22 protein-coding genes and 1 tRNA gene are annotated in these 22,919 nt (G+C 57.6%); 13 read left to right on the top strand and 10 right to left on the bottom strand.

From position 1 onward, the window contains the following. Positions 1-17 precede the first annotated feature (17 nt). From PK28_RS04160 to rpmH, 3 genes are read right to left on the bottom strand one after another with little or no spacing between them, the layout of a single operon-like run. Complete coding sequence (locus tag PK28_RS04160; RefSeq protein WP_044511726.1) at positions 18-1,712, bottom strand: S41 family peptidase; 1,695 nt, start codon at positions 1,710-1,712, stop codon at positions 18-20. Between the two features lie 28 nt (positions 1,713-1,740). Further along, complete coding sequence (locus PK28_RS04155; protein WP_044511722.1) at positions 1,741-2,169, bottom strand: ribonuclease P protein component; 429 nt, start codon at positions 2,167-2,169, stop codon at positions 1,741-1,743. Between the two features lie 34 nt (positions 2,170-2,203). Next, complete coding sequence (gene rpmH / locus PK28_RS04150; protein WP_044511719.1) at positions 2,204-2,362, bottom strand: 50S ribosomal protein L34; 159 nt, start codon at positions 2,360-2,362, stop codon at positions 2,204-2,206. 237 nt (positions 2,363-2,599) lie between these two features. Between rpmH and PK28_RS04145 the strand changes: the two genes are divergently transcribed. Together PK28_RS04145 and PK28_RS04140 are read left to right on the top strand one after the other, a co-directional pair. Continuing rightward, positions 2,600-4,336 (top strand): M61 family metallopeptidase, encoded by a 1,737-nt coding sequence (locus tag PK28_RS04145; protein WP_044511716.1) that lies wholly within the window; start codon positions 2,600-2,602, stop codon positions 4,334-4,336. A gap of 18 nt (positions 4,337-4,354) precedes the next feature. After that, positions 4,355-5,158, top strand: a complete 804-nt coding sequence (locus PK28_RS04140) for a hypothetical protein (RefSeq protein WP_156126232.1) — start codon at positions 4,355-4,357, stop codon at positions 5,156-5,158. A 79-nt stretch (positions 5,159-5,237) separates the two neighbouring features. Here the strand turns inward: PK28_RS04140 and PK28_RS04135 are convergent, their stop codons facing one another. The 3 genes from PK28_RS04135 to PK28_RS04125 form a co-directional block, all read right to left on the bottom strand. Continuing rightward, positions 5,238-5,492: a hypothetical protein gene (locus tag PK28_RS04135; RefSeq protein ID WP_044511711.1), complete on the bottom strand. Its 255-nt coding sequence runs from the start codon at positions 5,490-5,492 to the stop codon at positions 5,238-5,240. A gap of 149 nt (positions 5,493-5,641) precedes the next feature. Next, complete coding sequence (locus PK28_RS04130) at positions 5,642-6,568, bottom strand: PfkB family carbohydrate kinase (protein WP_044511708.1); 927 nt, start codon at positions 6,566-6,568, stop codon at positions 5,642-5,644. 99 nt (positions 6,569-6,667) lie between these two features. Continuing rightward, a tRNA-His gene (locus tag PK28_RS04125) sits at positions 6,668-6,744 on the bottom strand. Positions 6,745-6,912: 168 nt separating this feature from the next. On the opposite strand from PK28_RS04125, the gene PK28_RS04120 reads away from it, so the two are divergent. Beyond that, on the top strand, positions 6,913-8,337 hold the full coding sequence (locus tag PK28_RS04120; protein ID WP_044511705.1) for a DEAD/DEAH box helicase: 1,425 nt from the start codon (positions 6,913-6,915) through the stop codon (positions 8,335-8,337). A gap of 66 nt (positions 8,338-8,403) precedes the next feature. Here PK28_RS04120 and PK28_RS04115 read toward each other — a convergent pair whose 3' ends face one another. The 3 genes from PK28_RS04115 to PK28_RS20075 all read right to left on the bottom strand — a co-directional run bounded on the left by PK28_RS04115 (position 8,404) and on the right by PK28_RS20075 (position 10,645). Beyond that, complete coding sequence (locus tag PK28_RS04115) at positions 8,404-8,811, bottom strand: hypothetical protein (protein WP_044511702.1); 408 nt, start codon at positions 8,809-8,811, stop codon at positions 8,404-8,406. Positions 8,812-9,026: 215 nt separating this feature from the next. Beyond that, a complete protein-coding gene (gene upp, locus PK28_RS04110; RefSeq protein WP_082016950.1) occupies positions 9,027-9,710 on the bottom strand; it encodes a uracil phosphoribosyltransferase in 684 nt (227 codons plus the stop codon). Further along, positions 9,695-10,645 carry a GNAT family N-acetyltransferase gene (locus PK28_RS20075; protein ID WP_197070472.1) on the bottom strand — a complete coding sequence of 317 codons (951 nt, stop codon included), beginning with the start codon at positions 10,643-10,645 and terminating at the stop codon, positions 9,695-9,697. The genes upp and PK28_RS20075 overlap by 16 nt, the downstream gene beginning before the upstream one ends. A 153-nt stretch (positions 10,646-10,798) precedes the next feature. Between PK28_RS20075 and PK28_RS04095 the strand changes: the two genes are divergently transcribed. The 7 genes from PK28_RS04095 to PK28_RS04065 all read left to right on the top strand — a co-directional run bounded on the left by PK28_RS04095 (position 10,799) and on the right by PK28_RS04065 (position 19,139). Further along, positions 10,799-12,733, top strand: a complete 1,935-nt coding sequence (locus PK28_RS04095) for a hypothetical protein (protein ID WP_082016949.1) — start codon at positions 10,799-10,801, stop codon at positions 12,731-12,733. 21 nt (positions 12,734-12,754) lie between these two features. Further along, on the top strand, positions 12,755-13,093 hold the full coding sequence (locus tag PK28_RS04090; protein WP_197070471.1) for a hypothetical protein: 339 nt from the start codon (positions 12,755-12,757) through the stop codon (positions 13,091-13,093). An 81-nt stretch (positions 13,094-13,174) separates the two neighbouring features. Then, positions 13,175-15,019, top strand: a complete 1,845-nt coding sequence (locus PK28_RS04085) for an ABC transporter ATP-binding protein (RefSeq protein ID WP_044511696.1) — start codon at positions 13,175-13,177, stop codon at positions 15,017-15,019. A gap of 140 nt (positions 15,020-15,159) precedes the next feature. Beyond that, positions 15,160-15,666 carry a hypothetical protein gene (locus PK28_RS04080; RefSeq protein WP_044511693.1) on the top strand — a complete coding sequence of 169 codons (507 nt, stop codon included), beginning with the start codon at positions 15,160-15,162 and terminating at the stop codon, positions 15,664-15,666. 9 nt (positions 15,667-15,675) lie between these two features. Beyond that, the gene (gene lpcA / locus PK28_RS04075; protein WP_044511691.1) at positions 15,676-16,260 is read left to right on the top strand and encodes a D-sedoheptulose 7-phosphate isomerase; all 585 of its coding nucleotides are present in this window, start codon (positions 15,676-15,678) and stop codon (positions 16,258-16,260) included. Between the two features lie 116 nt (positions 16,261-16,376). Next, positions 16,377-17,915, top strand: a complete 1,539-nt coding sequence (locus PK28_RS04070) for a YifB family Mg chelatase-like AAA ATPase (protein ID WP_044511689.1) — start codon at positions 16,377-16,379, stop codon at positions 17,913-17,915. Positions 17,916-18,104: 189 nt separating this feature from the next. Then, positions 18,105-19,139, top strand: coding sequence for a quinone-dependent dihydroorotate dehydrogenase (locus PK28_RS04065; RefSeq protein WP_044511687.1), 1,035 nt, complete (start codon positions 18,105-18,107; stop codon positions 19,137-19,139). Positions 19,140-19,149: 10 nt separating this feature from the next. On the opposite strand, the gene PK28_RS04060 is transcribed toward PK28_RS04065, so the two are convergent. Continuing rightward, a complete protein-coding gene (locus tag PK28_RS04060; RefSeq protein WP_082016948.1) occupies positions 19,150-20,271 on the bottom strand; it encodes an acyloxyacyl hydrolase in 1,122 nt (373 codons plus the stop codon). Between the two features lie 189 nt (positions 20,272-20,460). Between PK28_RS04060 and PK28_RS04055 the strand changes: the two genes are divergently transcribed. The 3 genes from PK28_RS04055 to PK28_RS04045 all read left to right on the top strand — a co-directional run bounded on the left by PK28_RS04055 (position 20,461) and on the right by PK28_RS04045 (position 22,794). Continuing rightward, positions 20,461-21,183, top strand: a complete 723-nt coding sequence (locus PK28_RS04055) for a porin family protein (protein WP_156126231.1) — start codon at positions 20,461-20,463, stop codon at positions 21,181-21,183. 157 nt (positions 21,184-21,340) lie between these two features. Beyond that, positions 21,341-22,003 (top strand): porin family protein, encoded by a 663-nt coding sequence (locus PK28_RS04050; RefSeq protein WP_044511681.1) that lies wholly within the window; start codon positions 21,341-21,343, stop codon positions 22,001-22,003. A 182-nt stretch (positions 22,004-22,185) separates the two neighbouring features. Continuing rightward, complete coding sequence (locus PK28_RS04045) at positions 22,186-22,794, top strand: porin family protein (protein WP_044511678.1); 609 nt, start codon at positions 22,186-22,188, stop codon at positions 22,792-22,794. Positions 22,795-22,919: the final 125 nt, after the last annotated feature.

Below are 22,919 nucleotides of genomic sequence, written 5' to 3'. Positions count from 1 at the left end.
CAAAGGTATAACAAACCTTACTTCGTACCGGCACTCTTCATGGCACTGGCCGCTTTGCCGCCGGGCTTAAGCAAGGCAGCATAGCGGTTGGGCTCGTTCAGCACCTGCACGGCAGCCAGAATATTGGGGTCATCATCAAAGCTGGCTTCAATGCTGCCTTTCTGGAAGTAGTAGCGCGACACAATTTCCTGCTCCAGAAACTCCCGGATTTCGGGCTTAAAGCGAATCAGGTCGTTGCTCTTGTTGGTGGATACTTTCCGCCGGATGGCTTCCAGTTCGTTCTTCACGTCGTCGTAGTGCTTTTCCTCCTTGGCTTTCTTCACTACATCGGCCAGGCTTTTCTCTACCTCGGTGCTGTAGCTGATGTCTTTGCCCTGCAGAAACTGAATAAATTTCTGGTACTCGGCATCGGAAAGCTTGAAGTCGCGGGCTGGTGGAATGCTGGTATGCTCGGCGCGGTAGCGCGTGGCATAGTCGAAGACGTAATTTTTCTGCAACAGCAAGCGGGTGATTTCGGCCACATCCTGCTCCTGTACTTCCACATCCGGCGCTACTCCGCCACCATCAAATACGGTGCGGCCGGTCTGGGTTTTGAAAGCAGTGCGCAGGGAATCGGGGAATTTGCCCAGCGAGCCATCATCGGCGCGGTGCGAATAGTCGATTTCCTGAATGCAGCGGCCGCTGGGAATGTAGTATTTGGCGGTAGTTACCTTTAGCTGGGAGTTATAGCTAAGCGGGCGCGTGGCCTGCACCAGGCCTTTCCCGAAAGTACGCTCCCCTACCAGCACGGCCCGGTCGTAGTCCTGCAATACCCCCGATACAATTTCGGAAGCCGAGGCGGAACGGTTGCTGGTGATAATGGCAATGGGTATCTGGGTATCCAGCGGCGTATCAAGGGCCTTATAGGTCTTATTCCACTCGGTTACTTTGCCTTTGGTGCTGACAATATCGAGGCCTTTATCCACAAACAGGTTGGAGATATTCACCGCCTCGTTCAGCAGTCCACCGGGATTGTCCCGGATATCGAAGACAATTTTCTTGGCGCCCTGCTCTTTCAGCTTGCTTACCGCCAGCCGAACTTCCTTGCCGGCGTCAACCGTAAAGCCGGCCAGCTGGAAATAGCCGATATCACTGGTGAGCATGCCGTAGTAAGGCACGTTGTCTACCTGAATCTTGTCGCGGGTGATGTTCACTTCTACCGGCGCATCCTGCCCGTAGCGGGTCACCATCAGCTTCACCTGCGAGTTGGCCTGCCCCTTCAGCAGCTTGCTGATATCGGAGTTGGTTTTTTTCTCGAGGCTCACGCCGTTGATGTTCAGGATTTCGTCGCCGGGCAGCAGGCCAGCTTTCTGGGCCGGGTAGCCCTCATACGCTGCCTGCACAACGGTCTTGTTGGCCCGCTTCACCACTACGGCCCCAATACCGCCGTACTGGCCGGTGGTCATGGTGCGGAAATCCTCGATATCGTCTTCGGGAATGTAGTTGGTGTACGGGTCCAGGGACTTGAGCATGGCGTCAATCCCGGTTTTCACCAGCTTGGAAGGCGGCACCTCGTCTACATAGTAGGTATTCACCTCCTTAAACAAGGTGGCGAAAATGTCGAGGTTCTTGGCAATTTCGAAGTAGCGCTCGTTGTCGGACGCTGACCGAAAGGATACGAGTAGCGCAGTGCCTCCTAGCAGAAGACCGGCAGCAATAGATTTTTTACGCATAGACTGAGCAGGAAGCAAGTAAACAACCCTACGAACCAGACACCCCGCCGGCCTGCGGCGTTGCATCTGTCAACAAACGCTCTAGCCCTGAAATTAATTTTTTTTCGACCAGCGTAAAAGGCTTTTTTTCCTTGCCGGTATAAATAATAGCCAGCAGGCCCACGCTGTGGCCTCCTGCTGCCTCCGTGAGGCGATATTTATTTTGCCGGTACGCTTCGCGCATCAGCCGCTTAAAGTAGTTGCGGTCTACGGCGCGCTTAAAGTTGCGCTTGGATACACTTACTAATACCTGCGGCGGCGCGGTGGTAGCGGCGGGGGCAGGCAGCCAAATCAGCCGTAGGGGGTATAAACCAAAAGAAGAACCCCGTGCGAACAGCTCATCAATGAGCTTTTTTCGGCACAAGTGTTCTTCTTTCGAAAACGAATAAGAGCGCGCCCCCGGCGTAGTATCATCCATGGGTGGGGGCAAAGCGGCGGCAGCCGTCAGCGGTTTAGCGCTTATGACGGCCTTCGTCGGATACGCTGATGCGCTTGCGACCTTTGGCACGACGGGCGGCCAGCACACGGCGGCCATTGGCGGTTTCCATGCGCGAGCGGAAACCGTGCTTATTGCGGCGCTTGCGCTGCGAAGGCTGAAAAGTACGTTTCATGATATGTGAAGTGACTCAGTAACAGGTAAGGCCGGCAAAGGTACGCCCTTGTTTTGAAAATGGCAATGCTTCTACCGGCTTTTTGCAGCAATACGGCAAACAAGTTCCCCGGCACTCCGGCAAAGTTCCAAACAAAAGTACTACTATCTGCCGGGCAAACCTGTAAGAAAGGCCGCGTGTATCAGCCGGATAGGCGTACCTTTACTCTGATTTTCTGCTCTGCCGCCCCGCGCTTATATGATTCACTATTACGTTTCGTTTGAGAACCCGCTCACGTTTTACGCGCAGGTTCAGATAACCTTTGAAGTGCCCGCTACGGCTGCTGGCGCGCTGGAATTGCAACTGCCCGCCTGGCGCCCGGGCCGCTACGAGCTGCAGAATTTCGCCCAGAAAGTACAGCGGGTGGTGGTAGAAGATGCCGCTTCCAGTGAGCCCCTCTCCTACCGCAAGCTCACCAAAGACCGGTGGGAGGTAAGCAGCGCGGCTGGCCGCACCGTACGGGTACGCTACAATTTCTACGCCCACCAGATGGATGCCGGCGGCTCCTGGCTGGATGAAACCCAGCTCTACCTGAACGGGGTGCAGTGCTTTATGTACGTGGAAGGCCGGCAGGAAGAAGCCTGTCAGCTGACGCTGGCGCTGCCTACGGGCTGGCAGATTGCCTGCGGCCTCCCGCAAAGCGGCCCCAACACGCTCCAGGCCCGCAGCTTCGACCATTTAGTGGACTCCCCCCTGATTGCCAGCCCCACGCTGGCGCAGCATACCTATCAGGCGCAGGGTATTCCGTTTTACGTCTGGATTCAGGGCGAATGCACGCCGGACTGGGCGCGCATTCTGCAGGACTTTGCCGCCTTTACCGAGGAGCAACTCACACTATTCGGCGGCTTTCCGGTATCCGATTACCATTTCCTGAATCAGATTCTGCCTTATAAGCACTACCACGGCGTAGAGCACGGCAACTCTACCGTTATTACGCTGGGGCCCGCGGAGCTCTTGATGACGGAAGTGCTTTATAAGGAGTTTCTGGGCGTGAGCTGCCACGAGCTGTTCCATACCTGGAATATCAAGAGCATTCGGCCCGCCGAGATGCAGCCGTACGACTACGCCCGCGAGAATTACTTCCGCACCTGCTACATAGCCGAAGGCATTACCACCTACTATGGCGAGTATCTGCTGGCTCGCAGCGGCGTCCGTACTGTGGAGCAGTATTTCCAGGAGCTGAACACGGTGCTGCGCAAGCATTACGATGATTACGGCCGCTACAACCTTTCCCTGGCCGATGCCAGCATGGACCTGTGGCTGGATGGCTACAAGCCCGGCGTGCCCGACCGCAAAGTATCCGTGTATCACAAAGGTGCCCTGGTGGCCCTGCTGCTAGATATTACCATTCGGAACCTCTCCCAACACCAGCGCAGCCTGGATGATGTAATGCGCCGCCTATGGCAGGAATTTGGCCAACCCGGCATTGGCTACACGGAGCAGGATTACATGCACTTGGTAACCGAAGTGGCCGGCCAGGATATGCAGGGCTATTTCAATGACTACGTGTATGGCACCGCCGCGCTGGAGCAACCGCTGGCGGAGGCCCTGGCCACCGTAGGCTGTATGCTGCTGATCGAAGAAAACCCATCGGCCTCCGAAGGCACTTTTGGCTTCCGGACAGTGGTGAAAAACGAGCGGACTGAGGTTACCGACATTCTGCCCGGCTCACCGGCTGCGGCGGCGCTGACCGTAGACGATGAGATTGTGGCCGTGAATGGCCGCCGCGTAGCCATGAACTTACAGTCCCTGCTTTCCGCCAACCAGGAAATGCAGTACGAAGTATCCGTGTTCCGGCAGAACAAGCTGCTGACGGTTACGCTGCAGGCCCGGCCGGAGCAGCGCTACTGGCAGAAGCTTACGGTAGAGAAGCGGCCGGATGCCACCCCCGCCCAGCAGGCCAGCTTCCGGCAGTGGCTGAAGCAGGATTTTTAAGCGCTGGCTCTTGATCCTATGATGCCATCTGTACGCATCCTTTCGTCGGGGCTGGCGCTGAGTATGCTGGCGGCCTGCTCCCTGCGGGTACAACCGCAGGAGCACGCCAAGCCTGAGCCAAGCGGCGCCTCTCTCAAGCGCGCGGAACCCCGCCCCATCTACCGCTGGGCCCACCTGGACACCCTTACGCTGGAAGGCGGCCGGGTGTTGAAGCTATACCCAGCCCCCACATCAGTCTACAACCGCCTACCCGCCCCGGCCTGGCTGGCCGCGGCCACGGCCGCCGAAGATGACGGCGAGCTGGATATATCCGTGGAAGAGCAGCGCCGCCTGCGCACGGCGGGCCCGGCAGTACGCCGCGTGGGCCGCAACCTGCTGTTGCGCACTCGCAGCGGGGCCACCGTGCGCCTCACAGATAACCCGGCCGAAGACTACGATACCAATATTGCTTTCGAGTACGTGGCTGCCCTGCCCAGCATTGGTCAGTGGCTGGTTTCGGTGCATTTGTACGAAGGCGGCTACTACATGCTGGTAAGCCAGCACACGGGTCGGCGCACCAAAATCTGGAGCCCGCCGGTAATATCTCCGGACGGTCATCATTTCGTGTGCGGCAACTCCGATGTACTGGCCCGCTACGAGCCCAGTGGCCTGCAGGTGTGGGAAGTACAGGGCCAGCAGCTGCGCCTGCTCTGGCAGCGGCAAACGGAGTGGGGCCTCAGCCAACCGCGCTGGCTCGATAACCGCACTATCCTGTTCGGGCAGGATTACTTTGATAACGGCGACGTGGACACCCGCGTGATGCGCCTGGCCGTGGTACCGTAGCTTTTGCAGATTATCAAACATAAAAAAGCCCCGTCATGATTACTGACGGGGCTTTTTTTGATAAGGCTATAAGCCGGTATTAGTGGCGCGAATCGCCGCCTTTTCCCACTTTGCTGTTGCCGTCCACCGACATGGGCTTGTTGCCTTGCGGGTTGCTGCGGATGTGGGCGTTCTTGTTAGGGTCTTTCCCTTGGGTGTTCCCATCGGTGGTGTTGCCGTGCGTAGACACGTTGCTCACGTTAGGGTTCTGAACCTGGGTGCTTTTCTTCTTGGTATTGGCAGCGGGGTTCACCGACGTTTTCTGGTTGGCGAGGTCCGATTCTTTCTTATTCATGGCACTGACTGTTAAAGTGAATGACTATTCCTTCTACCGTACCCTTTGTAAAAGGTTGCCATAAATCAGGGCATAAAAAAACTCTGACCGGTGCCAAAAAGACCGGTCAGAGTTTTCCGTTGGCTGATTCCTCAGCCCGGTAATTCTAGTTACACCGTAGCCACGGGCATCACGCTCACCAGATCGGCAAACTGCTGCTCGCGGGCTTCCACTTCTTTATCTGTGAGATGCAGCAAACGCTCGGTGCCAAACTTCTCCACGCAGAACGAGGCCATGGCCGAACCATGAATGACGGCGCGCTTCATATTATCGAAGCTGATGTCGTCGGTAGCGGCCAGGTAGCCGATAAAGCCACCCGCGAAGGTGTCGCCGGCGCCGGTGGGGTCAAACACCTCTTCCAGTGGCAGGGCCGGGGCAAAGAAAATCTGCTTTTTATGGAAGAGCAGCGCGCCATGCTCGCCTTTCTTAATGATGAGGTATTTCGGGCCCATCTCCATGATTTTGCGGGCCGCCTTCACCAGGGAATACTCACCGGAAAGCTGGCGGGCTTCTTCATCATTGATGCTGAGCACGTCTACCATTTCAATGGTGCTGATGAGCTCATCCAGGGCCACGTCCATCCAGAAGTTCATGGTGTCCATCACAATGAGCTTGGGGCGGTTCACGAGGCGCTGAATCACGAGGCGCTGCACCTGCGGGGCCAGGTTGCCCAGCATCAGGTATTTGCAGTCCTGGTAGGAGTCCGGAATAATAGGGTCGAAATCGGCCAGCACGTTCAGCTCCGTTACCAGCGTCTCGCGCGAGTTCAGGTCGTTAGCGTACTTACCCGACCAGAAGAACGACTTCTCTCCTTCTTTGATCTGCAGGCCTTCGGTATCTACTCCATGCTTTTCCAGCAGGCTGATATCCGACTGCGGAAAGTCGTCGCCGACTACGGCTACCAGTTTCACGGGCTTCAGCGAGTAGGACGCCGACAGGGAGATATAAGTAGCCGCGCCGCCAATAATCTTGTCGGTTTTGCCGAAGGGGGTTTCCAGCGCGTCGAACGCTACGGAGCCGATAACAACCAGACTCATAAGGAGAGGGTCTAAAGTGAGGTCTGCAAAAATGCCTTGCCGGAGCAACGCTTCAATCAACAAAAAAGTCCCCGGAAATTTCTCTCCGGGGACTTCCATTGGGGTAAATAATGGGGCTCGAACCCACGACCTTCGGAATCACAATCCGACGCTCTAACCAGCTGAGCTATATCTACCAGGTAGGTAATGGAGTGACAAAAGTAGTGTTGAGGGAGGAAATTACAAGCATTCTAGGCAGATTTTTTTCTGGCACGATGCCTCTCAATTCGTAGTAAGCTGACCCTCTGTGACTCTTTCCGCCGGTATTCCCCGTACCTTTGCAGCTTCAAAAGCATCATAAGATTATGTCTGATTCGCCCCAGCCGGCAGCGTTTGCCGATTTCAAGCTCAACAAGCAATTGCTCACGGCCGTGGCCGAAGCAGGCTTTGAGCACCCTACGCCCGTGCAGGAGCAAACCATTCCGCTGCTGCTGGCGGGCCACGACGTGCTAGGCATTGCCCAGACCGGCACCGGCAAAACCGCCGCCTTCGGCCTGCCGCTGCTCATGAAGGTGAAGTATGCGCAAGGCGTAAACCCAAGGGCCCTGATTCTGGCCCCTACCCGCGAGCTGGCCATGCAGCTTGAAAGCCACCTACGCAAGATGGCCGTGCACACCGACCTGCGCATATTCGCCATTTACGGCGGTCTGGGTCCCAAAACCCAGATTGAAACCATTGCCAAGGGCGTAGACATTCTGATTGCCACGCCCGGCCGCCTCATGGAGCTGTACCTGAAAGGCAACCTGGTGCTAAAGGATATTAAGACCCTGGTGCTGGATGAGGCCGACAAAATGATGGATATGGGCTTTATGCCCCAGATCCGCCGCATTCTGGAGGTAATTCCAAGCAAGCGCCAGAATGTGCTGTTCTCTGCCACCATGCCCGATAAAGTATCGGTGCTCAGCGAGGAATTCCTGGAATTCCCGGTGCGGGTGGAGGTAACCCCCGCCGCCACCTCGGCCCAGAATGTGACGCAGTCCTTGTATGAGGTGCCCAACCTGCTCACCAAGATTAACCTGCTGGAATACCTGTTTCTGGACTGGGACGCTTTCCACCGCGTCATGATTTTTACCCGCACCAAGGAGCACGCCGAAAATGTGGCCAGCTTCCTGAAGCGCAAAGCCCACGGCGAGGTGCGCGCCATTCATGGCAACAAAGGACAGAACGTGCGCATCAACGCCATGGAAGCCTTTAAGGCCGGGGAAATCCGCTTTCTGGTAGCTACCGATGTAGCCGCCCGCGGCATCGACGTGCCCCAGGTAAGCCACGTTATTAACTTTGATGTGCCGCTGGTGTATGATGACTACGTGCACCGCATTGGGCGCACCGGCCGGGCGCAGCACACGGGGGCCGCTATTACCTTTGCCAACCAGGCCGAGATGCACCACATGGGCCGCATTGAGGAGCTCATCAACCAGAAAATTCCGCTGCTACCGCTGCCGCCGGAGGTGAAGGTGATGGAAACCCAGTTCGATGAGCAACAGGGCATGGACCGGGAGATAGATGAGCGCCGCCGCCGTGAGGACCCCTCCTTCCAGGGTGCCTTCCATGAGCGCAAAGAGTATGTGAAGCCCGGCGTAACCATAGACAAGCGCACCGGCAAAACCTATCAGGAAGGGCCCAACCGCAGCCAGAAAGGCAACAAAGCCAACCCGTCTAAAAAGACGGCCTCCAAGCCCGCCGTGAAAGCCGCCAAAGCGGCCATGGCCCGGGCCAAGCGCCGGAAGTAAGATTAAAAGCCATAGAAAAAGCCGCTCCGGATATCCGGAGCGGCTTTTTCTATGAAAGGAAACCTGCTAATGCTGAAAGATAGCCAGGTGGCTGAACCTAACGGCCAGCGTGGTGAACAGGAATCCCCAAAAAACAGCGCTCCACAGCATATGCAGCATAATTTTAAAGCGAGGCACGTGTAGCTGCGTGGCAATAACGGTACCGCCAATGGGGCTGAACAGAATAGGTGTGAGAAACGCAATGCCACCCATTCCAAAGCGGGAATAGATCATAACGATGCGCCGGGAGCGTTTGGAAAACAACGGCTTACGGTTCTTAATTCTTTTCCGGCGCTGGTGCAGGGCCCAGGCCTTGCCCAGGCTCGAAATCAGGATAACGCTGGACATCATGCCGGCTACGGTGAGCCCCACGGTGGCCATGTACGGCACGCCGGCAGCTACCCCCGCTACGGGGCCACCGAAAAATTTTACCATGCTAAGCAGGAAAACAGAAGCGTATTTTAGAACGTGTGGTACCACGGTTGTTTTCGGAGCGGAGAATGGAAATAGCGAGCTATTCTAGCGTCAACTAAAGATAACAGGTTGAGCCTGCCGGAATAGTTCCGGCAGATCATCTGATTGTGACCGATGTATAAACAGATGATGGTGGCGTAGGGCACTGCCTGCGCCAGACTTCCAGCCGATTTTCCTTACAGCTTACTGCCGTAGGAAAGGTCGCCGGCATCGCCCAGGCCGGGCACAATGTAGGCCTGCTCATTCAGCCCTTCATCAATAGCCGCTACCCACAGCGTGGCTTCCGGAATTTCGCGGGTGACGTAGGCTACGCCTTCCGGGCTGGCAATAACGGCGGCAATGTGCACCTGCCGGGGGGTGCCAAAGCGCAGCATGGCCCGGTACGTTTGCACCAGGGATTTGCCGGAGGCCAGCATGGGGTCGGCCAGAATCAGCACCCGCTCATCCAGGCTGGGGGCCGTGAGGTAGTCTACCTGCACCTGTACTTGTGAGGTACCCTCAATGCGGTAGGCCGCGGCAAAGGCCGATGGGGATTGATCAAAGTAGTTTAGAAAACCCTGGTGGAACGGCAGACCCGCGCGCAGCACGGTAGCCAGCACCGGAAAATCGTGCAGGTGCATGCTGCTGGACTGGCCCAGGGGCGTGCGCACCGTTTTGGTGGTGTAGCTGAGCTGGGAGCTGATGCGGTAGGCCATGATTTCGCCCAAGCGCTGCAGGTTGCGGCGGAAGCGTAGGGAGTCGCGCTGCACGTCTACATCACGAAGCTCAGCCAGAAAATGGTTGGCCACCGAGGGCTCGGCACATACTACATGTACACGATTCAGATCGGGGGCAGACGTAGGATTCAGCGCATCAGCCATGAGAGATACCAGGGGTTTCGGGTTTGGGTGAGGGCAGCATACGGCACCGCTGCGGCACCGAAGTTGGCGAAAAATCGGGCAATAGACGGTATCATGCCGCCTTCGAAATCGAGGAGCAAGCCCCGGGTGCCGGCATGGTGCTGTATTATGTAGTTGAGCAGCAGCAGCGGGGCACCTGCCTGCCGCCCCGCCGCGGAGGCGGCTGCGAACAAGTAAATCAGGCGGTGCGGGTGCGTAACGAAGACGGCGCCGGCCAGCAACGCGCCGGACTGCGGCGCCCGCACCTCCAGCACCTGTCCCAGGCCACGGGTTTTTAAGGCTCCGAGCAGCTTTTTTAGTCGCTCGTATTCCTGGGGCTTGAGGCCCGCGGCGGCTCCGGTGGCTTCAGTTTGAAAGAGAGTAATCAGCTCATCGGCCGCGGCTGCGGAAGTAACCGCCAGTGGCTGCGGCTGCTCCTGGTTGCGGCGCAGGCGCCGCCGGTAGTCGGCTTCAAAACCGGCCAGCAGCGCCGGGTAGTGCGGGGCTAGACTCAGCTGATAGGTGTAACGCTCTTTGAGCTGAAAGCCTGCCGGGGCGCTGGCAAGCTCCTGCCCGGTATGCAGTTGCAGGTAAAAGCGGGCAAACCGGCCTTTTATCAGGGTAAGATAATCCAGCACATTCCGCTGGCGGCTACCGGCTGTCGTGAGCAAACCCAGCTGCTGGGTGAAGGGCGGCTGGTATACTTCCCGGCCCCACGGCCGGCGCTTAATGGGCAACGGGAATACCGAGAGGTACGCTCCGCTGGTCTCATCTATCTCCACCACGGCATCCCAACGGCCAGCGGTAGCCGCCAGCCACCAGGAGTAGGCGTACGGCACCGGCTCCGTGGCAGCCGCCACGCAGGTATCCCAGGCAGACAGGTCTAGTTGGGCATGAGGCAGATAGCGGAGCGACAAGGAATAAGGCCGTTGGTATAGCTCAAAAGAGTACGCAATATGCCACACCACGGCCAAGCAAATGGGGTAATCGGGAGAAAAACCAACTCCTTTCGCGTAACTGCGTAGGTTTGCGCCATTGGCTGCCGCGTCGGCAGCGCTGTCTACTTCTGTATGATACGACCTCTCCTGCTTTTGCTCGCTACCGGGACGCTGCTGGCGGGCCCTGCCATTGCTCAGGATACCCTCTCCACTGCCCCCACAAGCGCGCCTACTGATACGGCTACCACCTCGCCCTGGCGGATATACAACCAGCCTATAGAGGCGCCACGCAAGGCCAAAGAAGTGGCCGCCCCTACTCCTGCCTCAGCGGCTCCGGCAGCCCAGCCTGTGGCGCAGCCGGCAGCCGTCCCGCCGCCCCAGCCAGTACAGGCACCCGCCTCGCGCACGCTCCAGGGTACCACCTACGTACCGCTTGACGCTGATATTTACCGCCTGATTGACCGCTACGCGGCCAAGTCCGGCGCCGATTCGTTGCAGGAGCTGCACACGGCCGTGCGGCCCTACCCGCGGGCTATGGTGGCCCGCCTGGCCGAGCAGATGCTGCGCGACTCTGCCGCCGGCCTCTCCCGTGCCGACCGGTTTAACCTGCGCTACCTGCTGCGCGACAACTGGAACTATTCCACTCAGGCCGCCGCAGTAAACGAAAGCGCCCGCCCCCTGCTCACCCATTTCTACCGCCGGCAGTCCGACCTGTTTTCGGTAAACAACCCCGACTTTACGCTGCGCATCAACCCGGTGATAGGCGTGCAGCTGGGCAAGGACACGGATAGCGACGGAATTCGCTTCCTTAATACCCGCGGCGTGCAGGTGGAGGGCACTATTGATGAGAAGCTGGGCTTTTACACCTTCCTGGCCGATAACCAGATGGCCGTGCCGGAATACGTGCGCCAGCGCATTGTGCGCGACAATATTGTGCCGCACGAAGGCTATTGGAAGCCGTTCAAAACCAAGCCCGGCCAGTATGACTTCCTCTCAGCGCGCGGCTACATTACCTATGCGGCTACCAAGCACATTAACGTGCAGCTGGGCCACGACCGGAACATTATCGGCAACGGGTACCGCTCCCTGATTCTCTCCGATTACGCCGCGCCATACTTCTTTCTGAAGCTGAACACGCGCATCTGGAAGTTCAACTACCAGAACCTGTTTGCAGAAATGACGGCCGACAAGGCCAACGCCGATACCATCTATCAGAAGAAGTACTTTGCTCAGCACCACCTCAGTTTCGACATCACCCCTAACTTCAATGTGGGGGTGTTTGAGTCGGTAGTATTTTCCCGGGGCAAGGGCCGTTTTGAGCTGCAGTACCTGAACCCCATCATCTTTTACCGCAGCGTAGAGCAGCAAATCGGCTCCCAGGATAACGCTTTGCTGGGCATGGATTTCAAGTGGAATATTGCCCACACGGCCCAGCTCTACGGCCAGCTGATGCTGGATGAGTTTGTGGTAAGTCAGGTGCGTTCCGGCAATGGCTGGTGGGCCAATAAGCAGGCCTTTCAGCTAGGCGCGAAGTACTTTGATGCCGTGGGCATCCGCAATCTGGATCTGCAGGCGGAGTTCAACTACATCCGCCCTTACACCTACGAGCACGAAGACAAGTTCCGCAACTACCAGCACTACAACCAGCCGCTGGCGCACCCCATGGGGGCTAACCTCTGGGAAATTTTGGGGATAGTGAGCTACCAGCCGCTGCCGCGTCTGATGCTGGTAGGCAAGGGCTTTTTCTCGGAGCAGGGCCTGAACACCACCATCAGCCCCGATTTTCCGCCTTACACGCCTATTCCTATTAACTACGGTGGCAACGTGCTACTGCCCTACACCACCCGCGTGCAGGAATATGGTAACCGCGTGGGCCAGGGCAACACCACTCACCTGTTTCACGGCGACCTGACGGCAACCTACCAGCTGCGGCACAACCTCTTTATTGATGCCACGCAGATAGTACGCCACCAGACTTCCCAGATTGCTACCCCGTTGGCAGGCACGGAAGCCTATTCGGCCCTTTCGCTCCGCTGGAACATTGCCCAGCGCGTGCACGAGTTTTAAGCCGCAGTCCTCTTTCCGTTTATGCGCCACGACCCCGCCGCCCTGCTGCTTTTCCGGCCGGTCAATCAGCAGGAGCTGGATTTAATAGCCGCCGCCAACTGGCTGGCTTTTCCACCGCGCTTGCCCGAGCAGCCCTACTTCTACCCGGTGCTGCATGAGGCCTACGCCAGCCAGATTGCCCGCGACTGGAACGTGTCCTACTACGGCATCGGCTACGTGCTGCGCTTTGCCGTGGATGCGGATTACGCCGCCACCTTCCCGGTGCAGAACGTGGGCGGCCCGAGCACGACGAGCTGTGGGTACCGGCCGAAGAGCTGGCCGAGTTCAACCAGCATATTCTGGGGCAGATTGAGGTGGTAGCCGTGTTCAACGCGGAGTAGCGCCGGCAGCGCAAAGCAGCCCGTCTGCAATCGGAATCCGGGGGTTACCTTTGCAGCCTCCATGAAGACCTACCTCCGCATTCTGCAGTACGCGCGGCCCTACGCCGATTTTCTGCCCTTCTACTTTCTCTACACCATCCTGGGCATCATTTTCAGCATTGGCAACTTTGCGCTGATTATTCCCTTGCTGAAAGTGCTGTTTGACAAGACGGGCAAGGTGCAGATGAATGCGCCGGACCACCTCCCCGGCTTCGCCCCTTCTCTCGATTACGTTACCAGCACCTTCAACTACTTCTTCGCGCACGTTATTGCCACGCAGGGCAAGATGGGTGCCCTGCTGTTTGTGTGCCTGGTGCTGGTGGTATCGGTGTTTTTTAGCAACGTATTCCGGTATCTGAGCTTGCGGCTGGTGGCCCGGGTGCGGGCCCGCGTTATCCGCAACATGCGCCGGGCGCTCTACCACCGCGTCATTCAGCTGCAGCTGGGCTACTTCGCCACCGGCCGCAAGGGTGATTTGATGTCGCGCTTTACCAACGACGTGCAGGAAGTGGAAGGCTCCGTGGTGAATACCCTCACGGCCGTCATTCGGGACCCACTGACTATTGTGGCCTTCTTCGCGGTGCTGTTTTACATGTCGTTTAAGCTCACGCTGTTTACGCTGGTGCTGCTGCCCATTTCCGGGGGAATTATTGCCAGCCTGGCCAAGCGGCTCCGCTCTCAGGCCAAAACCAGCCAGAGCACGCTGGGCTCCATGCTTTCTGTGATTGATGAGACGCTGGGCGGCATCCGCGTGATTAAGGCCTTCAATGCCCAGGACTACATCAAGGACAAGTTTGAGCAGCAGAACGACCTGTACGCCAAAACCTCGCGCCGCATTGATAACACCCGGGACCTCGCTTCCCCCTTCTCCGAGTTTGCCGGGGTGCTGGTAGTAGCCGGCCTGATTTACTTTGGCGGCACCCTCATTCTGGGTGGCAATTCCGATCTGGAAGGCGAATCGTTCATCACCTATATCGTGCTGTTTTCGCAGGTACTCACGCCGGCCAAAGCGCTGTCGTCGGCGTTTGGCAACATTCAGCGCGGCCTGGTGGCCGGCGAGCGGGTGCTGAGCATTATTGATACGGAGCCGGTGATTCGGGACAAGGCCGATGCGCAGTTGCTGCCCGCTTTTGAGAAGGAAATCGAGCTGCGCAACCTGCAGTTCACCTACGGCGACCAGCCCGTTTTGCAGGACATCAACCTCATTATTCCGAAAGGCAAAACGGTGGCGCTGGTGGGCCCCTCGGGCGGTGGCAAATCAACCCTGGCCGATCTACTGCCCCGCTTTTACGACCCCACCGGCGGGCAACTCCTGATTGATGGCCACGATGTGCGCGACTGCACCATTCACTCCGTGCGCGACCAGATGGGCATTGTAACCCAGGAAAGCATCCTGTTTAACGATACCATCTTCAACAACATCCGCTTCAACCAGACCCAGGCCACCGAAGAGGAAGTGATGAATGCCGCCCGCATTGCCAATGCTCACGAGTTCATTATGAGCACCCCGGAAGGCTACCAGACCATCATCGGCGACCGGGGCACGCGGCTTTCGGGCGGGCAGCGGCAGCGCCTGAGCATTGCACGCGCCGTGCTGCGCAACCCACCTATTCTCATTCTGGATGAAGCTACTTCCGCCCTCGATACCGAGAGTGAAAAGCTGGTGCAGGAAGCGCTGATGCGCCTGATGCAGAACCGCACTTCCCTGGTTATTGCCCACCGCCTGAGCACCGTGCAGCACGCCGATGAGATTGTAGTGCTGCAGCACGGCCGCATTGTGGAGCGCGGCACCCACGATGAATTGCTGCAGCGCGGCGGCCTTTACCAGCGCCTGAGCCAGATGCAAACCAACGTGGCGTTAGCCTAAGCCAACGCGGAACCGGGACTTTGCGTTTAGACGGGCAGCCGGGCTCACCGCGCCGTAATTAGATATCTCCTATATTTAATTCGCCAAGCCACTGCCGTGGGCCGGTGCTATTCGTTTTGTACTCTCTAAGCCTCTCTCCCATGCTTGCTCTCAAACGCCTCGTCACCATCCTGGTTATGGTGTATCTGCTCCTGGCGCTGCTCTTTATTTTAAGCCCCGCCACCCGCGACGCCGTAGCCGGCGCCTTTGGTCTGGGTACCGATATGAGCACCTTTTATTGGGTGCTGTTTATTGTAGCCGCCGTGCTGCTGGCCGTGCAACTGCTGGTTGAGAACCTGGACAGCACCATGCTGCGCCGTAATATCTCCCAGCACGAAGGCAAAATCAACGAGTTGAAAGCCCGCCTCTACGACCAGCAGATGGAGCTGCGCGAGCGGGAGTTTCAGCAGCGGCCTGGAGTGGTCACGGGCACTACTACGTATCCCGAAACGGTGTATACGCCTTCGCCAACAACTACTCCCGTGCCGGAAGCTACCCGGCCGGTTTTTCCTCAGGAAGACCCCAGCCTACCTAACGCGCCCCTGCAGCAGCCAAATTCTATCATTCCCCCGGCCTCACCTGATGTAGATGAGCGGCCAGTGCGGTAGTTTTGCACCGTGACTGAATCCCTTACTGACCTCATCCGGGCCGAGCTGACGGAAGCCCGCACCGTTCTCGACCGTTTTCTGGCCGATCCGGCCAATCTGCAAGCCATTGAGCAGGCCGCCCGCCTTATGGCGGATTCCCTGCGCGCCGGCGGCAAAATCCTGACCTGCGGCAACGGCGGCTCGCTCTGCGATGCGCAGCATTTTGCCGAGGAGCTCACCGGCCGCTACCGCCAGAACCGCCCTGCGCTGGCCGCCATTCCGCTCACGGAAGCTTCTCACATGAGCTGCGTAGCCAATGATTTCGGCTACGACCATGTATTCAGCCGCTACGTGCAGGCCCTAGGCCGCCCCGGCGACTTGCTCCTGGCCATCAGCACCAGCGGCAACTCGCCCAACGTGCTGCTGGCCGCCGAGGCCGCCAAAGCCGCGGGCATGCGGGTGGTTAGCCTCACCGGCAAAGACGGGGGCCAGCTGGCCGGTATCAGCGACGTGGAAATCCGGGCCCCACACAGCGGCTACGCCGACCGGATTCAGGAAATCCACATCAAAGCCATTCACATCATGATTATGCTCATTGAGCAGCTGGTAGCCTAAGCCTACTAACACTTTACAGAAAAAGCCGACTCCTAAGAGTTGGCTTTTTCTGTAACACGTGGCACTCTATCCTAGTATCTTCGGTTACTGAACCGCTTTATCCTTACCCCCACTGTATGCTTACAAAAACCTACGGCTCGGCCGTGCAGGGTGTCAATGCCAATACTATTACTATTGAAGTAGTTGTATCGCAGGGGACGAATTTTTATGTAGTGGGCTTAGCTGATAATGCCATTAAGGAAAGTCAGCAGCGGATAGAAGCCGCCCTCAAGTTCAGGGGCTACCGCATGCCGCGCACCAAAGTGGTGGTAAACATGGCCCCGGCTGATGTGCGTAAGGAAGGCTCCGCCTACGATTTACCCATTGCGCTGGGCATTCTGCACGCTTCCCAGCAACTGACCACCGAGCGACTGGGCGACTATATAATTATGGGCGAGCTGGCCCTGGATGGTGGGCTGCGGCCTATCCGGGGGGTGTTGCCTATTGCCATTCAGGCGCGCAAAGAAGGCTTCAAAGGCATTATTCTGCCGAAGGAAAACGCGCAGGAAGCGGCCATCGTGAATAATCTGGATGTGATTCCCGTGGAAACCATGCAGGAGGCCATCGACTTTTTCGAGGGCCGCCAAGATATTGCGCCGGTGAAGGTGGACACGCGCGACATTTTCCAGCACGCCGCCAACCAGTACGCCGCCGATTTTGCCGATGTGCAGGGTCAGGAGAACATCAAACGGGCGCTGGAAATAGCCGCGGCCGGCGGCCATAACGTTATCATGATCGGCCCGCCCGGTGCCGGCAAGACCATGTTGGCCAAGCGCCTGCCCAGCATTCTGCCGCCCCTCACGATGCACGAGGCACTGGAAACCACCAAGATTCACTCCGTAGCGGGCAAGCTGGGCACTAATGCTTCGCTGCTCAGCTCACGGCCATTCCGGGCTCCGCACCACACCATTTCCGATGTGGCCCTGGTGGGTGGTGGCGGTAATCCGCAGCCGGGAGAAATATCCCTCTCGCACAACGGGGTGCTGTTTCTGGATGAGCTGCCCGAGTTTAAGCGCACGGTACTGGAGGTGATGCGCCAGCCTTTGGAAGAGCGGCGCGTGACCATTTCCCGCGCCAAAATCAGCATCGATTTCCCGGCCAACTTTATGCTGATAGCCAGCATGAACCCTTGCCCCTGCGGCTACTATAATCACCCGGAAAAGGAGTGCGTGTGCGGCCCCGGCGTGGTGCAGCGCTACCTCAACAAAGTAAGCGGCCCGTTGCTGGACCGCATTGATCTGCACGTGGAAGTAACGCCGGTTTCCTTCGACCAGATGACGGAAACCCGCCGCTCCGAAACCAGCGCCGATATTCAGCAGCGCGTTTCCACGGCCCGGGAACGGCAGGCCGTGCGGTTCCAGGATTTCCCCGAAATCCACTCCAATGCTATGATGCCCCCGCAAATGGTGAAGGACCTGTGTCAGATAAACGATGCTGGCCGCCTGCTGCTGAAAACCGCCATGGAGCGCCTTGGCCTCTCCGCCCGCGCCTACGACCGGATCCTGAAAGTAGCCCGCACCATTGCCGACCTGGCCGCTTCGGAGGAAATCCAGATTCAGCATCTGGCCGAAGCCATTCAATACCGCAGCCTGGATAGAGAAGGCTGGGCGGGGTAAACAAATTGTCATTGCGAGGCACGAAGCAATCTGTCCTCTCAGAAGTGACCAACCCTCTCTTACCAGAAAGCCCTTGATGTATAGTACGTCAAGGGCTTTTCACATCTCAGAGCTTTCTGCGTTTCAGAGGACGGATTGCTTCGTGCCTCGCAATGACACTTCCTCCCCATTGCGTAGCTTTGCCTTGCCATGTACAAAGCCCTGCTGAAGCCCCTGTTTTTCCAGTTGGATGCCGAACGCGCGCACCATCTGGTATTCGATAACCTGAAGCGGATGGCCCGCGTGCCGGGCGGCCAGGCGCTGCTGCGGGGGCTTTATGACTATCAGAATCCGGGGCTGGAGCGGGAAGTGTTCGGGCTGAAGTTCCGGAACCCGGTGGGCCTGGCGGCTGGCTTTGATAAGAATGCGGAGCTAACCGACGAGCTGGCGGCCCTGGGCTTTGGTTTTGTGGAAATTGGCACCGTAACGCCCCGCCCGCAGCCCGGCAACCCACAGCCCCGCCTGTTCCGCTTGCCGCAGGACGAGGCCCTGGTAAACCGCATGGGCTTCAATAATGCCGGGGCCGCTGCGGCCGCCGAGCGCCTGCGTCACCGCCGTTCCGATATGATTATCGGCGGTAACATCGGCAAAAACAAAGACACCCCGAATGAGCAGGCCGCGCAGGATTACGTGGCCTGCGTAGAGGCCCTGCACGAGGTGGTGGACTATTTTGTGGTGAATGTCAGCTCGCCTAATACGCCCAACCTGCGCCAGCTGCAGGAGCGCGAGCCGCTGATTCAGCTGTTGCAGCAGGTGCAGGAGCGCAACCAGGCCCTGCCGAAACCCCGGCCCCTCCTACTCAAAATAGCCCCCGATCTGACGGACACTCAGTTGGACGACATTCTGCTGATTGCCCGCGAAACCAACCTTAGCGGGCTGGTAGCTACCAATACTACCATCAGTCGGGAAGGCCTGCGCACCAGTCCGGAGCATGTGGCCAGCCTGGGGGCGGGTGGATTAAGCGGGCGGCCTTTGCGTCAGCGCGCTACGGAGGTTATTCGCTACCTGCACCGGCATAGTGATGGCGCCTTGCCCATCATTGGGGTGGGCGGTATTCATTCCCCGCAGGATGCGCGGGAAAAGCTAGCCGCCGGGGCCGTGTTGGTGCAGCTCTATACCGGGTTTATTTACGAAGGGCCCGCCATAGTGAAGCGCATTAATCAGGCGCTCCTGGCCGCCAAATAGAAGGCAGCTATTATAGCTTTATCCCGGCTTTCCACTCCAGCACATCGGCCGCGCCGCGGTGTACTTTCAGGTCTACGGCGCCAAACAGGCGGTTGGTAAAGTGGTATTTCAGCCCCACCCGCTCGTAGTAAAAGTTGTTGGATTTGTAGGGGTTGTACACGTATACGCCCAGGTGCGTAACCAGCGCCAGGCGGCCAAACAGCAGCTCATGGCCCAGAAAAACGCCGGCTTTTTTTACGTCTACTAAAGGCGCGTCCTGGCGGGCGGTATCCCGCTGCTCGGCGCGCAGAGAACGGTCGTAGAAGCCCTCCAGGCCCAGCAGCAGGTTGCTTTTACGATCCAGGCGGCGGCCAGCTACTATTGAAACGGAGTTGACCAGGTAGATTTGCTGGTCGATTTCATTGAGGCGTTTCAGTCCCAGGCTAGTGCTTAGGTTCAGGAAATTCCGGCCGATATCGGTTGGCTCGGGCAGCGGGGGTACATCCAGCGGCCGGAAGGGGCGCTGCTGATGGAAATTGAGGCCCAGTACTACGGTGGGAATATTAATACCCAGATTGGGCTTGGCCGTGGCGCCGTTGGAAAAATGATTCAGCCCCACGCCTACCAGCAGGCCAACCTGCCGCGACAGGGCCCGGTCGTACTCCACGCGGGCCTGCAGCATGGCATTGAGGTGGGAGCTGACGAGCGTATTTTTGTGGTTGAGTTCCTGTGAAAACCCCTGCGTAAACCACCCCAGGCCAGTGCCCAGTCGGAAATTTAGCTCCTGCCGGGTGGTGCGCCAATAGGTTTTATTAAGGTAAAAGGAAGCCCCGTAGCTCTTCCCCAGCACCGGGTTATGGTAATCATAATAGACCAACGCCACGCCTATTTTAGGGTAGCCATACCAGGCGTGCCAGGGGGCCTGCCCGGTGGTTTGGCGCTGCAAATTCAGCTCCAGGCCGGTAGGGTGCGCCCGCACCAGGTGCCGCACCCGCGGCGAGTGGGCCACTATAAAGCCTCCCTGGGCATAGAGCCCTGCCACCCAGGGGGCGCGCGGCACTTGGCCCCAGACGGGGCCGGCGCTACTGCTAAGCAGCACCACTACTACGGATAGTGCTGCCCAAATGCGGATAGTGGAATCAGAGTTAGCCAACGCTCAAAAATACGAGCCGCTGCTTTATCGGATGTACCCTGCAACGCCAAGGGCATAAAATCAATCTTACCAGAGCAGCTGGTTGCGGGTAACTCACGCCATTGCCGTAACATTGTCTTTTCATTGGGCTCCGCCGGGCAACATGCGGCGGGTTCCCTGTATTATTCATTCACTGCAATTTCTATTTTCATGGTTAAGAAGGCCGTACTGGCAGTTGCCCTCGCCGCTTTGGCCTCGGTGGCCCACGCCCAAAACCCCGGCAAGCCCCGCCTGGGCCTGAAAGCCGGTGCTACGCTGGCCCGCCTCACGGGCAACGAGCTGGACATGCTGGCCGGCCCCAACTACCGGGTGCAGCTGGGCGACCGGCATACGGGCTATAATGTGAGTCTGGCGGCGACTATTCCCCTTTCCAGCACTGGTTTGTTCACGGTAGCGCCCGAACTGCAGCTGAACCATAAAGGCTATAAGCTCACGCAAACCTCCCTGAACACTACTGAGCTGGGCGAAAGCGAAACGCTGCGCATCAATACCGTAGACCGCACCCTGAGTTATCTGGATTTGCCCGTTCCTGTGCGCGTGAACACCAACGGAGGCGTGTACTTTGAGCTGGGTCCGCAGGTAGGCTACCTGCTGGGCAGCAGCACCGATACCGAAACCTACAGCAAATTCTCCGACAGCCGCAAAGAAGCCACCACCAAGGCCTCTTCCGACGCCAGCGGCGACGTAGCCAAGTGGGATTTTGGCGCCCTGGCGGGAGTAGGCTACCAGTCCCGCAATGGCCTCACCCTTGGCCTGCGCTACAACCGCGGCTTTCAGACGGTGCTGGATACCAAGGCCATTGAAAGCAAGCCCAAGAGCGCCAACGACGCCGTTATTTTGCAGGTGGGCTACCTGCTGCAACTGGGCAAATAATCAGGCGGTTACCGCCGCCTGAAAATGGTCTGGCCGCAAGGCCGGGCCATTTTTTTTTGCGGTGATATGTATCCGTTACCAATTTCTCCGTTTAAGGCCCCATGGAACCCCGGGTTGGGGTGCCAATGTGCAATGTTCACTAAACCCTTGTTGCACCATGAAAAAGACAACAATCCTACTCGCTTCGCTTCTGGCGGCCGCCACTTTCTCTTCTCAGGATGCCAAAGCCCAGGGCGTACGCCTGGGTATTAAAGGCGGCGTAAACTATTCCAACCTCTCCGGCGACCTGGTCAATGAGGACCGTTTCGAAAGTAAATTCGGTGGCCACGGTGGCATTATGGCTAATTTCAGCGTAACCGATGATGGCTTCTTCTCCATTCAGCCGGAAGTACTGTATTCTCAAAAGGGCTTTAAAAATGCTGATAAAGAAATTGCGGGTACAAAGTTTGAAGGCAGCCGCACCTATAACTACATCGATGTACCAGTATTGCTGAAGATTAATGCTGATGGCTTTTTCTTTGAAGCTGGCCCGCAATACAGCTATTTGCTTAAAATAAAAGATGAAACTAAGTCGACTAGGAATGGCACAACTCTTTATAAAAGAGAGGATACAGAAAACCTGAACAATGTGAATCGTAGCGAAATTGGCTACGCCGCTGGCTTGGGTTATCAGTCTACCGCAGGCTTCCTGGTGGGTATCCGCTACAATGGCTCCTTTACTGACTTTGCCAAAGACGGCTACACAGGTGATGATGACGTGAAGAATGCCCGTAACCAGGTATTCCAGGCTTCGCTAGGTTACCTCATTGGTGGTAAATAAGCCGTAGCTTTTAAAGCAGAAACACTTGGGCGCTTACTTTCTTCGGAGAGTAAGCGCCTTTCTGTTTTATAGCAATTCCGGAATAATGGCACAATTCCTGCAGCACTTTTCAGCCTCTGTTGCAACGTCCGCTCTCGTCCTCATCACCGAACTTTTCTCTCCCTTCTGTTCTTCGATTTTGCATGAAAAAGGCCGTTTTTATCCTAGCCGCTGCGCTTTTTACTACGGGTGCCGTGCAGGCGCAAAAAACCATATTTGGACTTAAAGCCGGGGCTAACCTGAGCAACATTGTGGGCTCTGATGCGCCGGATGCCAACCAGCTCAAGCTAGGTGGGCTGGGCGGCGCAGTAGTCAATTTTCCGGCTTCTTCTAATGGGTTCCTATCCATTCAGCCCGAGCTGCTGTACTCCATGAAGGGCACCAGCCAGAATGCTGGTGCTACCAAATCCACCATCCATTACATAGACGTGCCCGTGCTGGCCCGGCTGGATCTGGAGGGGCCGTTTCTGGTGCTGGGCCCTCAGGCTAACGTTCTATTGACTTCCAACTCTGGTAGAACGGGCTACCGGCCGGTTAACTACGGCGGCACGGCCGGGGTGGGCTATCAGTCGGAAGGCGGGCTGAGCGTAGAGTTGCGTTATAACCGGGATGTAACTCCTCTGAAGGAAGACAACGGGAATATCAAAGTACACAACTACAACTCCGTCATACAGGCGCAGGTGGGCTACTTGTTTTTGGGCAGTGATAACCCTTCATTTAACCGCGCCAGACACAACCGCAGCAAGTACTAATAATCAGTGGCCTGCTTGTAGAAGCCTGCTTTCCCCAGGAGGGGAAGCAGGCTTTTTTTACGCCAACAGTGCCTGCATAAATCAGATTGGCACATTTTTCGAATAGAGGCCGGCATACGATTTCC

Origin of the sequence: Hymenobacter sp. DG25B, assembly GCF_000801315.1 — a bacterium.
Classification (GTDB): domain Bacteria; phylum Bacteroidota; class Bacteroidia; order Cytophagales; family Hymenobacteraceae; genus Hymenobacter.
The sequence above is the reverse complement of the archived record's forward strand: the minus strand, read 5'-3'. Positions and strand labels throughout refer to the sequence as shown.

What these genes read in the sequence shown, in the direction of transcription:
- PK28_RS04135 (WP_044511711.1), bottom strand. Translation starts at nt 5,492, where the DNA reads ATGAATAAGAAAGAATCGGACCTCGCCAACCAGAAAACGTCGGTGAAC.
- PK28_RS04055 (WP_156126231.1), top strand. Translation starts at nt 20,461, where the DNA reads ATGGTTAAGAAGGCCGTACTGGCAGTTGCCCTCGCCGCTTTGGCCTCG.
- PK28_RS04050 (WP_044511681.1), top strand. Translation starts at nt 21,341, where the DNA reads ATGAAAAAGACAACAATCCTACTCGCTTCGCTTCTGGCGGCCGCCACT.
- PK28_RS04090 (WP_197070471.1), top strand. Translation starts at nt 12,755, where the DNA reads ATGCGCCACGACCCCGCCGCCCTGCTGCTTTTCCGGCCGGTCAATCAG.
- PK28_RS04160 (WP_044511726.1), bottom strand. Translation starts at nt 1,712, where the DNA reads ATGCGTAAAAAATCTATTGCTGCCGGTCTTCTGCTAGGAGGCACTGCG.
- PK28_RS04115 (WP_044511702.1), bottom strand. Translation starts at nt 8,811, where the DNA reads ATGGTAAAATTTTTCGGTGGCCCCGTAGCGGGGGTAGCTGCCGGCGTG.
- PK28_RS04085 (WP_044511696.1), top strand. Translation starts at nt 13,175, where the DNA reads ATGAAGACCTACCTCCGCATTCTGCAGTACGCGCGGCCCTACGCCGAT.
- PK28_RS04130 (WP_044511708.1), bottom strand. Translation starts at nt 6,568, where the DNA reads ATGAGTCTGGTTGTTATCGGCTCCGTAGCGTTCGACGCGCTGGAAACC.
- PK28_RS04045 (WP_044511678.1), top strand. Translation starts at nt 22,186, where the DNA reads ATGAAAAAGGCCGTTTTTATCCTAGCCGCTGCGCTTTTTACTACGGGT.
- PK28_RS04140 (WP_156126232.1), top strand. Translation starts at nt 4,355, where the DNA reads ATGATGCCATCTGTACGCATCCTTTCGTCGGGGCTGGCGCTGAGTATG.
- PK28_RS04070 (WP_044511689.1), top strand. Translation starts at nt 16,377, where the DNA reads ATGCTTACAAAAACCTACGGCTCGGCCGTGCAGGGTGTCAATGCCAAT.
- rpmH (WP_044511719.1), bottom strand. Translation starts at nt 2,362, where the DNA reads ATGAAACGTACTTTTCAGCCTTCGCAGCGCAAGCGCCGCAATAAGCAC.
- PK28_RS04095 (WP_082016949.1), top strand. Translation starts at nt 10,799, where the DNA reads ATGATACGACCTCTCCTGCTTTTGCTCGCTACCGGGACGCTGCTGGCG.
- PK28_RS04145 (WP_044511716.1), top strand. Translation starts at nt 2,600, where the DNA reads ATGATTCACTATTACGTTTCGTTTGAGAACCCGCTCACGTTTTACGCG.
- upp (WP_082016950.1), bottom strand. Translation starts at nt 9,710, where the DNA reads ATGGCTGATGCGCTGAATCCTACGTCTGCCCCCGATCTGAATCGTGTA.
- PK28_RS04155 (WP_044511722.1), bottom strand. Translation starts at nt 2,169, where the DNA reads ATGGATGATACTACGCCGGGGGCGCGCTCTTATTCGTTTTCGAAAGAA.
- PK28_RS04120 (WP_044511705.1), top strand. Translation starts at nt 6,913, where the DNA reads ATGTCTGATTCGCCCCAGCCGGCAGCGTTTGCCGATTTCAAGCTCAAC.
- PK28_RS04080 (WP_044511693.1), top strand. Translation starts at nt 15,160, where the DNA reads ATGCTTGCTCTCAAACGCCTCGTCACCATCCTGGTTATGGTGTATCTG.
- PK28_RS04065 (WP_044511687.1), top strand. Translation starts at nt 18,105, where the DNA reads ATGTACAAAGCCCTGCTGAAGCCCCTGTTTTTCCAGTTGGATGCCGAA.